This is a genomic window from Pseudomonas sp. B6001 (assembly GCF_013386015.1).
Classification (GTDB): Bacteria; Pseudomonadota; Gammaproteobacteria; order Pseudomonadales; family Pseudomonadaceae; genus Aquipseudomonas.
This window is the reverse complement of sequence record NZ_JACAOX010000007.1, coordinates 51,625-64,003: the sequence shown is the minus strand read 5'-3', so window position 1 is coordinate 64,003 and position 12,379 is coordinate 51,625. Positions and strand designations below refer to the sequence as shown.

Annotated in this window: 12 protein-coding genes; 6 read left to right on the top strand and 6 right to left on the bottom strand. The window is 62.2% G+C overall.

Annotated features, from left to right (window positions below; genetic code table 11):
* The first annotated feature begins 205 nt into the window (after window positions 1-205).
* From HX821_RS09350 to cmoB, 6 genes are all read left to right on the top strand, one after another.
* Complete coding sequence (locus tag HX821_RS09350; protein ID WP_003210410.1) at window positions 206-1,195, top strand: GntR family transcriptional regulator; 990 nt, start codon at window positions 206-208, stop codon at window positions 1,193-1,195.
* A 222-nt stretch (window positions 1,196-1,417) separates the two neighbouring features.
* Complete coding sequence (gene lon / locus HX821_RS09345) at window positions 1,418-3,838, top strand: endopeptidase La (protein ID WP_003210412.1); 2,421 nt, start codon at window positions 1,418-1,420, stop codon at window positions 3,836-3,838.
* Between the two features lie 199 nt (window positions 3,839-4,037).
* Entirely contained in the window at window positions 4,038-4,430 is a 393-nt protein-coding gene (locus tag HX821_RS09340; RefSeq protein ID WP_003210413.1) for a protease inhibitor I42 family protein, read from the top strand.
* 1 nt (window position 4,431) lies between these two features.
* Window positions 4,432-5,076, top strand: coding sequence for a lysoplasmalogenase (locus HX821_RS09335; RefSeq protein WP_177035654.1), 645 nt, complete (start codon window positions 4,432-4,434; stop codon window positions 5,074-5,076).
* A 136-nt stretch (window positions 5,077-5,212) separates the two neighbouring features.
* A complete protein-coding gene (gene cmoA, locus HX821_RS09330; protein ID WP_003210418.1) occupies window positions 5,213-5,956 on the top strand; it encodes a carboxy-S-adenosyl-L-methionine synthase CmoA in 744 nt (247 codons plus the stop codon).
* A complete protein-coding gene (cmoB, locus tag HX821_RS09325; protein WP_177035653.1) occupies window positions 5,953-6,909 on the top strand; it encodes a tRNA 5-methoxyuridine(34)/uridine 5-oxyacetic acid(34) synthase CmoB in 957 nt (318 codons plus the stop codon). The genes cmoA and cmoB overlap by 4 nt, the downstream gene beginning before the upstream one ends.
* Before the next feature lie 138 nt (window positions 6,910-7,047).
* Here cmoB and tadA read toward each other — a convergent pair whose 3' ends face one another.
* From tadA to rnc, 6 genes are all read right to left on the bottom strand, one after another.
* The gene (tadA, locus tag HX821_RS09320) at window positions 7,048-7,539 is read right to left on the bottom strand and encodes a tRNA adenosine(34) deaminase TadA (RefSeq protein ID WP_177035652.1); all 492 of its coding nucleotides are present in this window, start codon (window positions 7,537-7,539) and stop codon (window positions 7,048-7,050) included.
* On the bottom strand, window positions 7,539-8,918 hold the full coding sequence (locus HX821_RS09315) for a multicopper oxidase family protein (RefSeq protein WP_087695164.1): 1,380 nt from the start codon (window positions 8,916-8,918) through the stop codon (window positions 7,539-7,541). Before HX821_RS09315 ends, tadA begins: the two co-directional genes overlap by 1 nt.
* Before the next feature lie 218 nt (window positions 8,919-9,136).
* Window positions 9,137-9,880 (bottom strand): pyridoxine 5'-phosphate synthase, encoded by a 744-nt coding sequence (gene pdxJ / locus HX821_RS09310; RefSeq protein ID WP_003210427.1) that lies wholly within the window; start codon window positions 9,878-9,880, stop codon window positions 9,137-9,139.
* A 52-nt stretch (window positions 9,881-9,932) separates the two neighbouring features.
* Window positions 9,933-10,622 carry a DNA repair protein RecO gene (recO, locus tag HX821_RS09305; RefSeq protein WP_093201548.1) on the bottom strand — a complete coding sequence of 230 codons (690 nt, stop codon included), beginning with the start codon at window positions 10,620-10,622 and terminating at the stop codon, window positions 9,933-9,935.
* Between the two features lie 164 nt (window positions 10,623-10,786).
* On the bottom strand, window positions 10,787-11,689 hold the full coding sequence (gene era / locus HX821_RS09300; protein ID WP_003210432.1) for a GTPase Era: 903 nt from the start codon (window positions 11,687-11,689) through the stop codon (window positions 10,787-10,789).
* A complete protein-coding gene (gene rnc / locus HX821_RS09295) occupies window positions 11,682-12,371 on the bottom strand; it encodes a ribonuclease III (protein WP_003210434.1) in 690 nt (229 codons plus the stop codon). Before rnc ends, era begins: the two co-directional genes overlap by 8 nt.
* Window positions 12,372-12,379 lie beyond the last annotated feature (8 nt).

Sequence of the window (12,379 nt, the reverse complement as noted above, 5' to 3'; positions counted from 1 at the left end):
TCAGGCATTAAAAGAAATATCGGCTGGAGTTTAAGGCTCGCCTGGAATGAAATAATGTATCTTTTATTAATAAATACATTTTGGTGCAGAAAAGTAACATCAACCCTCTGAAGGCCCCAAAAAAGTGCCACCGACGTGGCGCAGAGTGACAGGCGCAACTATGAGAGAATCCCCGGCCACCGACCCGTTTGCTCCAGAGAGCCCGATGAAAGCAGTGTCAGCCTCGGCTTCCCGTTACGCGATGATTCACCAGGTTCTGCGCGACGCCATCACCCACGGCACCGCCCGCCATGGCCTGGTGTTGCTGGAAGCGCCGCTGGCCGAATTGTTCGGCACCAGCCGGGTGCCGGTGCGCAAGGCGCTGAACCTGTTGCATGACGAAGGACTGATCTGCCGCTTCGATGGCCGGGGTTACCTGATCAACCCCGACGGCCTGGACATGGAGCCGCTGCGCCTGCCCCTGAGCCATGCGCACCTGGGCCTCAACGGTGAAGATGAATTGGTGGACACCCGGCCACTGGGGGAGCGCATCGTCGAGGAAATCGGCGCAGCGCTCTCGACCTGTATCGCCTTCGGGCATTATCGCCTCGATGAACAGGCCGCCGCCGAGCACTACAACGTCAGCCGCGCGGTGGTGCGTGAAGCGCTGATGCGCCTGCGGGACCGTGGCCTGGTAGAAAAGGAACCCTATTCCCAATGGCTGGCCGGGCCACTGACTGCCCGGGAAGTCACCGAAGACTACGAACTGCGCGCCTGCCTGGAGCCCGAAGCCCTGCGCCAGAGCGCGCCGAACCTCGACCGCGACCTGCTGCACGCCATGTTGCAGCGCGTGCTCGATGCGCAAAACAGCGCCCATTGCAGCCTGGAAGAGATCGAGCAGATCGAGGAAGACCTGCACCAGCACTGCCTCGCCGGCCTGCAAAATCGCAAGATCGCCGCGCTGATTCGCCAGGGGCAGAGCCCGATGATCATCAGCCGGATTTTCTACCGGCTGCTGGGCATCGGTGCCGATCCGGCGATGCTGGCCGAGCACCGGCTGATCCTTGAGCTGTTGCTGCATGGCGCCTTCGACGCCGCCGCCCTGAACCTGCGCGAGCACCTGCAACGGGCCCGGCAGCGGATGTTGCAGCGTTTGAAGGTGCTGTCGGTGCTGCCTGAACAACCTTTACCGGCCTACTTGCACAAACTCAGCTGACGAAATGCAATCGAAAATGTGGGAGCGGGCTTGCTCGCGAAGGCGGCGCATCAGTCAAAGATGCATTGACTGACAGACCGCCTTCGCGAGCAAGCCCGCTCCCACATTTGTTCAGCGGTGCTTTTGAAAATATTGTGCAATATGTTGCTATCTCACCCCACCCATTGAAACCACTGCCGACCCGCCCCATCTAACTTGCATACTTCCTTATGCAGGTGCCCCATGAGCGACCAGCAAGAATTCCCGGACATCGACCTCAACGACTACGCCGACCCGGAAAACGCTGAACACACTTCCGCCAACACTGGCTTGGCCCTCCCAGGGCAAAACCTGCCCGACAAGGTCTACATCATCCCGATCCACAACCGGCCTTTCTTCCCGGCGCAAGTGTTGCCGGTGATCGTCAATGAAGAGCCGTGGGCCGAAACCCTGGAGCTGGTGAGCAAGTCCGACCACCACTCCCTTGCCCTGTTCTTCATGGAAACCCCGCCCGAAGATCCGCGCCACTTCGACACCTCCAGCCTGCCGCTGTACGGCACCCTGGTGAAGGTGCACCACGCCAGCCGCGAAAACGGCAAGCTGCAATTCGTCGCCCAGGGCCTGACCCGCGTGCGGATCAAGACCTGGCTCAAGCACCACCGCCCACCGTACCTGGTGGAAGTCGAATACCCGCACCAGCCGACCCAGCCGACCGACGAGGTCAAGGCCTACGGCATGGCGCTGATCAATGCGATCAAGGAACTGCTGCCGCTCAACCCGCTGTACAGCGAAGAACTGAAGAACTACCTCAACCGCTTCAGCCCCAACGACCCGTCGCCGCTGACCGACTTCGCCGCCGCCCTCACCTCGGCCACCGGCACTGAACTGCAGCAAGTGCTGGACTGCGTGCCCATGCTCAAGCGCATGGAAAAAGTCCTGCCGATGCTGCGCAAGGAAGTCGAAGTCGCGCGCCTGCAAAAAGAAATCTCCGCCGAAGTGAACCGCAAGATCGGCGAACACCAGCGCGAGTTCTTCCTCAAGGAACAACTCAAGGTCATCCAGCAAGAGCTGGGGCTGACCAAGGACGATCGCAGCGCCGACGTCGAGCAATTCGAACAACGCCTGGTGGACAAGGTCCTGCCGACCCAGGCGCAGAAACGCATCAGCGAAGAAATGAACAAGCTGTCGATCCTGGAAACCGGTTCGCCGGAGTACGCGGTCACCCGCAACTACCTGGACTGGGCCACCTCGGTGCCGTGGGGCGTGTATGGCGAGGACAAACTCGACCTCAAGCACGCCCGCAAGGTGCTCGACAAACACCACGCCGGCCTGGATGACATCAAGAGTCGCATCCTCGAGTTCCTCGCCGTGGGCGCCTATAAGGGCGAAGTCGCCGGCTCCATCGTGTTGCTGGTGGGCCCGCCGGGCGTGGGCAAGACCAGTGTCGGCAAATCGATTGCCGAATCCCTCGGCCGGCCGTTCTACCGCTTCAGCGTCGGCGGCATGCGTGACGAGGCCGAGATCAAGGGGCATCGCCGCACCTACATCGGTGCGATGCCGGGCAAGTTGGTGCAAGCCCTCAAAGATGTGGAAGTGATGAACCCGGTGATCATGCTCGACGAGATCGACAAGATGGGCCAGAGCTACCAGGGCGACCCGGCCTCGGCCCTGCTCGAAACCCTCGACCCGGAACAGAACGTCGAATTCCTCGACCACTACCTGGACCTGCGCCTGGACCTGTCCAAAGTGCTGTTCGTGTGCACCGCCAACACCCTGGATTCGATCCCCGGCCCGTTGCTGGACCGGATGGAAGTGATTCGCCTGTCGGGCTACATCACCGAAGAAAAGGTCGCGATTGCCAAGCGTCACCTGTGGCCCAAGCAGCTGGAAAAAGCCGGCGTGTCGAAAAACAGCCTGTCCATCAGCGACGGCGCCCTGCGCGCCCTGATCGATGGTTACGCTCGCGAAGCCGGGGTGCGCCAGCTGGAGAAACAGCTGGGCAAACTGGTGCGCAAGGCGGTGGTCAAGCTGCTGGATGAGCCGGACTCGGTAATCAAGATCGGCAACAAGGACCTGGAAGCCTCCCTGGGCATGCCGGTGTTCCGTAACGAGCAAGTGCTGTCGGGCACCGGTGTGATCACCGGCCTGGCCTGGACCAGCATGGGCGGCGCGACCCTGCCGATCGAGGCGACGCGCATCCACACGCTGAACCGTGGCTTCAAGCTCACCGGGCAACTGGGTGAAGTGATGAAGGAGTCGGCCGAGATTGCCTACAGCTACATCAGCTCGAACCTGAAGTCGTTTGGCGGTGACCCGAAGTTCTTCGATGAAGCCTTCGTGCACCTGCACGTGCCGGAAGGTGCCACGCCAAAAGACGGCCCGAGCGCGGGCGTGACCATGGCCAGTGCGCTGCTGTCGCTGGCGCGTAACCAGCCGCCGAAAAAAGGCGTGGCGATGACCGGTGAACTGACGCTGACCGGGCATGTGCTGCCGATTGGCGGGGTGCGCGAGAAGGTGATTGCGGCGCGGCGCCAGAAGATTCACGAGTTGATCTTGCCGGAGCCTAACCGGGGGAGCTTTGAAGAGCTGCCGGAGTACCTGAAGGAAGGGATGACGGTGCACTTTGCCAAGCGCTTTGCGGATGTGGCGAAGGTGTTGTTCTGATAGTTATGTAGCGCCTGAGCTGGCCTCTTCGCGAGCAAGCCCGCTCCCACACTTGACCGAGTCCATGCTTTGGAATGCGGTCGAATGTGGGAGCGGGCTTGCTCGCGAAGAGGCCGGTGCAGCCAACACAACGCCATCTGTCACACCTTGTCTCATCTTCGGTTATGCTCGCCCTTCGTCGCCAAACAACGGAGCCCCCATGACCGCTGCCCGTCTGCTTCTCCCCCTGAGCCTTTGCCTGCTCGCCGCCTGCGCCAGTGCGCCGAAGCAAAACGTCACCGTGGAAAAACAGAGCGCCTGCCCGCTGCAACTCAAGACCGGGCAAAACCTGATCCTGACCCTGCCCAGCAATCCCACCACCGGTTACCGCTGGGCCATCCAGGACTCGGCCGGCGGCGTGCTGCGCAGCCTGAGCCCCGAGGTCTACAGCAACACCGACGACACCGGCGTGGTCGGCAGTGGCGGCCAATCCACCTGGCGCTTCCAGGCCTTCAACGCCGGCCAGGGCCGTTTGCGCCTCACCTCACAACAACCCTGGGAGCCGGAAGCAGAACCGGCCGAAACCTTCGACTGCGCCATTACGGTGAACTGATATGCCATGGATGATCCTTGCGTTGATGGGGGCGGTAACCTTTATCTACGGCCTGAGCACCCACGCCACCCTGCTCTGCCTGTTGGTAAAGCCATTGCCGGTACTGGCGCTGCTGGGCTGGCTGCATGATGCGCCGCCCACTGACTATCGACGCTGGATCAGCCTGGGGCTGATTTTTTCCCTGGTGGGCGATGTACTGCTGGCCTGGCCCGGCGACTTGTTCATCTTCGGCCTGGGGGCATTTTTGTTCGCGCACCTGGCGTACCTGAAAGCCTACTTGAGCGACTGCCGCCGCCCGGCCATTTTGCCGCTGGTGTTGGCGCTGGTGGTGGGTGCGATCTTGCTGAGCATCCTGATTTCCCATGGCCTGGGCCCATTGCTGGTGCCGGTGGTGGTTTATGCACTGGTGATCAGCGCGATGCTGTGGCGAGCGCTGGCACGATTGGGCAGCGATGTACCCAAGCGCTCGGCATACCTGGCGGCCGCAGGTGCGGCGTCGTTCGTGTTTTCCGACACGCTGATCGGGATCAATCGGTTTGTGGTGGCGTTTGAAGCGGCGCCGTATTTGCTGATCGTCAGCTACTGGCTGGGGCAGTGGGGCATTACGGCCTCTTCCTTTCCTCAGAAAAAAACCGTCAACCTGTAGGAGCTGGCTTGCCAGCGAAAAAACCCACAGTTGCCGCGTTCATCCAGAAAGTCCGCGTCATCGTTAACGAACATCGCCGGCAAGCCAGCTCCTACGCTAAAATGCCCGGCTCTCCCCCTTCGTCGCCGGAACAGCCGTGAGCAAAGAACCCGATCGCCTATTCGCCCAGCCCCTGCCCCAGGTGCCGGACTTCGCCTTCAACGAAGACGTGGTGCGGGTTTTCCCGGACATGATCAAGCGCTCGGTGCCCGGCTACCCGACCATCGTCGAGAACCTCGGCGTACTCGCGGCGCAGTTTGCCCAGCCCAATAGTGTGCTCTACGACCTCGGTTCATCCCTCGGCGCGGTGACCCAGGCCCTGCGCCGTCACGTGCGCACCGACGGTTGCCGGGTGATCGCGGTGGATAACTCGGCGGCGATGGTCGAGCGTTGCCGCGAATACCTCAACGGCCAGGACTCGATGTTCCAGGAGTTGCTGCCGGTGGAGGTGATCGAGGGCGATATCCTCGCCCTGCAATTCCAGCCGGCTTCGGTAGTGGCGCTGAACTTCACCCTGCAATTCATCGCCCCCGAACAACGCCAGGCGTTGCTCTCGCGCATTCGCCAATCGCTGCTGCCGGGCGGAGCGCTGATCCTTTCGGAAAAGCTGCGCTTCAATGACCCGGAAGAACATGCGCTGCTCACCGATTTGCACATCGCCTTCAAGCGCGCCAACGGCTACAGCGAACTGGAAATCGCCCAGAAGCGCAGCGCCATCGAAAACGTCATGAAGCCCGACAGCCTCGAAGAACACCGCGAACGCCTGCTGGCGGCCGGATTCTCGAAAGTCGTGCCGTGGTTCCAGTGTCTTAACTTTGCCTCGTTGATTGCCTTGCCATGATTGATCTGTCTCCCCTCGCCCGCCACCTGGTCGGCACTCCCCTGGCCGTATGGGCCCAGGGCCTGCAAGCGCAACTCGATGCAAAGATGGAAAAAGGCCATGGCGACCTGGAACGCTGGCAGAGCGCGCTGGATGCGCTGCCGAAGATCATGCCCAGTGAAATCGACCTGCTGAACGGCCTGGTGCTCGATACCGACTGCGACGACGACACCCGTGCGCAAATGCGTACTGCGCTGATGGGCCTTTGCCCGTGGCGCAAGGGCCCGTTCGATCTGTTCGGCGTGCACGTGGACACCGAATGGCGCTCGGACTGGAAATGGTCGCGGGTCGCGCCGCACCTGGACCTCAAGGGCAAACGCATCCTCGATGTGGGTTGCGGCAACGGCTATTACATGTGGCGCATGCTCGGCGCCGGCGCCGACAGTGTGATTGGCGTCGACCCGAACTGGTTGTTCTTCTGCCAGTTCCAGGCGGTGCAGCGTTATCTGCCGACGCCCAAGGCCTGGCACCTGCCGTTCCCGTTTGAAGACCTGCCGTCGAACATGGAAGGCTTCGACACGGTATTTTCCATGGGTGTGTTCTACCATCGCCGCTCGCCCATCGAGCATTTGCTGGCGCTGAAGGATTGCCTGGTCAAGGGTGGGGAGCTGGTGCTGGAGACGCTGGTGGTTGAAGGCGATCAGCAGCAAGTGCTGGTGCCGGAAGACCGCTACGCGCAGATGCGCAACGTCTGGTTCCTGCCGTCGGTGCCGGCGCTGATGCTGTGGCTGCGACGTGCGGGCTTCAGTGAGGTGCGCTGTGTGGACGTGAGCGTGACCACGGTCGAGGAACAGCGCGGCACGGAGTGGATGAAGTATCAGTCCCTCAGCGACTTCCTGGCCCCTGAAGATCACAGCAAGACCATCGAAGGGCTGCCGGCGCCGATGCGGGCGGTGATTGTCGCGAAGAAATAAGACTGCTGTTGTGTTGAAGAAATAAGACTGCTGTTGTGGCGAGGGAGCTTGCTCCCGCTGGAGTGCGCAGCGCTCCCCAGATTTTGGGGCCGCTACGCAGCCCAGCGGGAGCAAGCTCCCTCGCCACAGGGTATCGCGTCAGCCTTTGGCTCTTCGCGCCTTGAAGAACTCGCTCAACATCGTCCCGCACTCCTCGGCCAACACCCCGCCTTCATACAGCACCCGATGGTTGAGAAAGCCCTGGGTAAAAAACTGCCCCTGGCTTTGCACAATCCCGGCTTTCGGCTCCAGCGCGCCGTACACCACCCGGGCAATCCGTGAATGCACGATCAGCCCGGCGCACATGCTGCACGGCTCCAGCGTGACGTAGAGCGTGCTGCCCGGCAGCCGGTAATTGCTGACGGCCTGAGCAGCGGCCCGAATCGCGACCATCTCGGCATGCGCACTGGGGTCGTTGCCGCTGATGGGGCAGTTGAAGCCGCGCCCGATCACTTCGCCGTCCTGCACCAGCACCGCGCCCACCGGCACTTCGCCCAGCGCGGCACCCTGGGCAGCCAGGGCCAGCGCTTCACGCATGAAGTCCTGGTCGCGGCTGCGGTCGATAATCGCCGTGGGGCGAAACTGGCGCATCACGCCACCTCGATGGCGGCCATCAGGCCGGTTTCCATGTGGTCGATCACATGGCAGTGGAACATCCAGACACCCGGGTTATCCGCCACCAGCGCCACGCGGGCACGCTCGTTCTTGCCCAGCAGGTAGGTGTCGGTGAAGTACGGAATCACCTTGTGGCGGTTCGAGGCGATGACCTTGAAACTCATGCCGTGCAGGTGGATCGGGTGTTGGTACTGGGTCATGTTCTTCAATTCGAAAATGTAGCTCTTGCCCTTTGCAAGCTTGGCAATCGGGCGGTCGGCGCAGGTCTTGTCGGTGATGTCCCAGGCCTGGCCGTTGATCTGCCACAGGCTCGGTGGCTTATTGTCCACGTTCACCGAGACCGATCCAACCCATTCGAAATTGAAGTTGAGTTTCTCGGCATTGGCCAGGTCCGGCTCGGCAATCGGGTTCGCCGGCAACGCAGGCGGCCATTCGGTCGCCGTGTCGGTGCTGGCCACCGAGCGGAAGGTGCCCAGGCGTACCGGGCCGTTGCGGATCGACAATTCTTCACCAGCGGGCGGCGCCTTGATCGCCAGGCAGATGCGCATGCCAGGGCCGAGCCAGTATTCCTTGCCCAGCGGGCGCGGTTCGATGGGGTTGCCGTCCAGGGCATAGATCTGCGCTTCAACGTCGGGGATGTTGATGCGATAGGTCAGGGTGTTATCGAGGTTGAGCAGGCGCACACGGGTGATCTGCCCGGCCGGCAAATCGATCACCGCCTGGGACACGCCATTGATGGTCGACAGGCGTCCGGCGGTGCCGCCCCGGGCCGCTTCGCGGGGAATGCTGAAGGCGACAAAGGCGCCCTCTTCGTCCACGTGCCAGCTTTTCAGGCTCAGGGTGCGTTCGTGCTTGAAACCGGTGGGTTCGCGCTCCTCGATGATCAGCGGGCCCACCAGGCCACGGCCCAGTTCTTCGCTGCTGTTCACGTGGGGGTGATACCAATAGCTGCCGGCATCGGGCACGCGGAATTTGTAGTCGAAGTATTCGCCCGGCAGTACCGGCAATTGCGAGACATACGGCACGCCGTCCATTTCCAGCGGCAGGCGTATGCCATGCCAGTGGATGGTGGTGGCGACCGGCAGATGGTTGATAAAGCGTACCCGCAGCCATTCACCCTGGCGCACTCGCAACTCGGTGCCCGGCGCCGAAGGGCCGAAGGCCCAGGCCTGGGTCTTGTGCCCCGGCACCAGCTCCACGTCCAGCGGCGCGGCGATCAGCTCGTAATCGTGCCCCGCCTCGGCCTCGGCCACCTTCCCGAGCCAGTAGCGATAGGCGCCACCGGCACCGACGCCCACCACCGCGAGACCGGCAAGACCACCCAGGATTTGTCGACGGGAAAACGATTGGGACACAACAACCTCACGTATCTGCCGCGGGTCCGAGACCCGCAAAGGGCAGATACCATACACCGGCATCACCTAAACAGTAAGGGTTCGCATTGCCACATGTGGGAGCGGGCTTGTGTGGGAGCGGGCTTGCTCGCGAAAGCGGCGTGTCAGACGATGCATGAGTAACAGACCCACCGCCTTCGCGAGCAAGCCCGCTCCCACATTGGATCTTCAGCGCTCTTTTAATGTTTGGCGGCGGCCAGAATCAAGGCTTTCATCTCGGCGACGGCGCCTTTGAAGCCGACGAACAGCGCATGAGCCACCAGTGCATGGCCGATGTTCAGCTCGTTGATGCCCTTGATCGCAGCCACGGCTTCGACGTTATGGTAGTGCAGGCCGTGGCCGGCGTTGACGATCAGGCCTTCGCCCAGGCCGCAGTTGACGCCGTCGATGATGCGCTGTAATTCGTCGGCAACTTCGGTCGGCGTGGTCGCGTCGGCATAACGGCCCGTGTGCAGTTCGATGGCCGGGGCACCGACACGGCGCGAAGCTTCGATCTGGCGCTCGTCGGCATCAATGAACAGCGAGACTTCACTGCCGATCTTCGACAGGCGCTCCACGGCAGCCTTGATCCGCGCTTCCTGGCCAGCCACATCGAGGCCGCCTTCGGTGGTCAGTTCCTGGCGGGTTTCCGGCACCAGGCAGATATGCGCCGGGCGAATGCGCTCGGCGAACGCCATCATTTCCTCGGTGACGCCCATTTCGAAGTTCATGCGGGTTTGCAGCACGTCCTTGAGCAGCAGCACGTCGCGCTCCTGGATGTGGCGCCGGTCTTCGCGCAGGTGCACGGTGATGCCGTCGGCGCCCGCTTCTTCGGCGTCCAGCGCGGCCTTGACCGGGTCCGGGTAACGGGTGCCCCGGGCCTGGCGCAGGGTGGCTACGTGGTCGATGTTCACGCCGAGAAGAATGCGATTGCTGGTGGTCACGAAAAGCGCTCCTGAAGAGGGAAGGAATCGCTGCACAGCATACACGGGGATGTCAGGGCTTTCGAAACAACTCGCGGCTGACCAGTGGCCGACCGCCCAGATGCACGGCCAGGGCTTGGCGCATCAGGCGCTTGGCGGCGGACAGGGCGCCGGGGGCGGTCCAGTCGGCTTCGCTCATGGCGAGCAATTCGGTGCCCTGGAACAGGCCGGGTTGCAGCAGGTAGACCCGCTCCAGGCCTGCGTCCACTTGCAGGCGATACATGCCGTCGGCGGCGATGGGGTCGCCGTGCAGGTCGTTGCTCAGTTCGAAGCCGTAGCCCAAGTCATCCAGCAGGCGCCATTCGAATGCGCGCAGCAGCGGTTCCAGGGGACGGCCTTCGGCGAGGGCGAGCAAGGTGGCGGCATAATGATCGAAGACGCCGGGGTGCGGGTCTTCGGCGGGGAGCAGGCGGATCAGCAATTCGTTGAGGTAGAGGCCGCTGAACAGCGCCTCACCGTTGAGCCAGTTGGAGGCGCCGGCAGCTTCCATGCGGCCGACGTTCTTCAGCTCGCCGCGTCCACGAAACTCCACTTCCAGGGCCACGAAGGGCCGCGCCAGGGTGCCGGCCTTGCCGCGTGCACTGCGCAAGACCGCGCGCAGGCGGCCTTGGGGCGTGAGGAAGTCCACCAGGGCGCTGGTCTCGCGGTAGGCGCGGCTGTGCAAGACGTAGGCGGGTTGGCCGGTGGGTGGGGTTTGAGACATGGGGTTCTCGCTGCGGGAACACGGTCTGGAAAACAACGACTATCCAATGTGGGAGCGGGCTTGCTCGCGAATGCGGGGTGTCAGTCAACACATCTAGTGACTGATCCACTGCATTCGCGAGCAAGCCCGCTCCCACATTTGTCCTGCGGTGTTCCGGAGACCTGTTACAGGTCGCCGTAACCCAACGAACGCAACGCGCGCTCATCATCGGACCAACCACCCTTAACCTTTACCCACAGGTTGAGCATGATCTTGGAATCAAACAGCAACTCCATGTCCTTGCGCGCTTCGGTGCCGATGCGCTTGATGCGCTCGCCCTTGTCGCCAATGATGATTTTCTTCTGGCCGTCACGCTCGACGAGGATCAGCGCATGGATATGCAGGGTCTTGCCCTGCTGCTTGAACTCTTCGATTTCGACGGTGATCTGGTACGGCAGCTCGGCACCCATCTGGCGCATGATTTTCTCGCGTACCAGTTCGGCGGCGAGGAAACGGCTGCTGCGGTCGGTGATCTGGTCTTCCGGGAAGAAGTGTTCGTTCTCCGGCAGGTAGCCAGCAATCACACGTTCCAGGGCTTCGAGGTTGTGCCCGTGCTGGGCCGAGATCGGCATGATCTGGGCGTTCGGCAGTTGTTCCTGCAGCCAGCTCAGGTGCGGCATCAGCTCGGCCTTGTCTTCGATGCGGTCGGTCTTGTTCAACGCGACGATCAACGGGCCGGTGACATACTGCACGCGCTCCAGAACCATCTGGTCTTCGTCGGTCCACTTGGTGCGGTCGACCACGAAGATCACCACGTCGACGTCTTTCAACGCGGCCGAAGCGGTTTTGTTCATGTAGCGGTTGAGGGCCTTTTCGCCGCCTTTGTGCATGCCCGGGGTATCAACGTAGACAGCCTGTACGGCGCCTTCGGTCTTGATGCCCAGCATGTTGTGGCGGGTGGTCTGGGGCTTGCGCGAGGTGATCGCCAGCTTCTGTCCCAGGATGTGGTTCAGCAACGTGGACTTGCCCACGTTCGGACGGCCGACGATGGCAACATAGCCACAGCGAGTTGCGGTTGAATCAGTCATGGCCATTCTCCACGCCCAGGGCAATCAGTGCTGCAGCGGCCGCTACCTGTTCGGCAATACGACGGCTCACACCCTGACCTCGGCTTTTTTCATTCAGTAAGGTGATTTCGCATTCGACGAAGAAGACTCGGCAATGCGGCTCACCCTGGATATCCACCACTTCGTAACGCGGCAGGTCGCAACCACGGGACTGCAGGAATTCCTGCAGGCGGGTCTTTGGATCTTTGTTGGTGTCTACCAGCGTCAGGCTTTCGATTTCGGTCGACAGCCAGGCGACGACGCGCTCCTTGGCCGCTTCCATGCCCGCGTCGAGGTAGATCGCGCCGATCAGTGCCTCAAGGGCGTCGGCCAGGATCGACTCGCGACGGAAACCGCCGCTCTTCAGCTCGCCGGAGCCCAGGCGCAGGTAATCACCCAGGTCGAAACCACGGGCCAGTACAGCCAGGGTCTCGCCTTTCACCAGGCGCGCACGCAAGCGCGACAACTGGCCTTCGCGGGCCAGCGGGAAGCGATTGAACAGGGCTTCGCCGGCGACGAAATTGAGGATGGCATCACCGAGGAATTCCAGGCGCTCGTTGTTACGCCCGGCAAAACTGCGGTGTGTGAGGGCAAGGATCATCAATTCCTGATCCTTGAAGGTGTAGCCGAGCTGGCGCTCGAGACGGCTTAGAGAAACGCTCACGGTTTACC

Excerpts from the sequence above, each read along its gene's own strand:
- cmoB (WP_177035653.1), top strand. The coding sequence starts at position 5,953 with ATGATTGATCTGTCTCCCCTCGCCCGCCACCTGGTCGGCACTCCCCTG.
- HX821_RS09350 (WP_003210410.1), top strand. The coding sequence starts at position 206 with ATGAAAGCAGTGTCAGCCTCGGCTTCCCGTTACGCGATGATTCACCAG.
- era (WP_003210432.1), bottom strand. The coding sequence starts at position 11,689 with ATGACTGATTCAACCGCAACTCGCTGTGGCTATGTTGCCATCGTCGGC.
- lon (WP_003210412.1), top strand. The coding sequence starts at position 1,418 with ATGAGCGACCAGCAAGAATTCCCGGACATCGACCTCAACGACTACGCC.
- tadA (WP_177035652.1), bottom strand. The coding sequence starts at position 7,539 with ATGCGCCAGTTTCGCCCCACGGCGATTATCGACCGCAGCCGCGACCAG.
- HX821_RS09335 (WP_177035654.1), top strand. The coding sequence starts at position 4,432 with ATGCCATGGATGATCCTTGCGTTGATGGGGGCGGTAACCTTTATCTAC.
- HX821_RS09340 (WP_003210413.1), top strand. The coding sequence starts at position 4,038 with ATGACCGCTGCCCGTCTGCTTCTCCCCCTGAGCCTTTGCCTGCTCGCC.
- recO (WP_093201548.1), bottom strand. The coding sequence starts at position 10,622 with ATGTCTCAAACCCCACCCACCGGCCAACCCGCCTACGTCTTGCACAGC.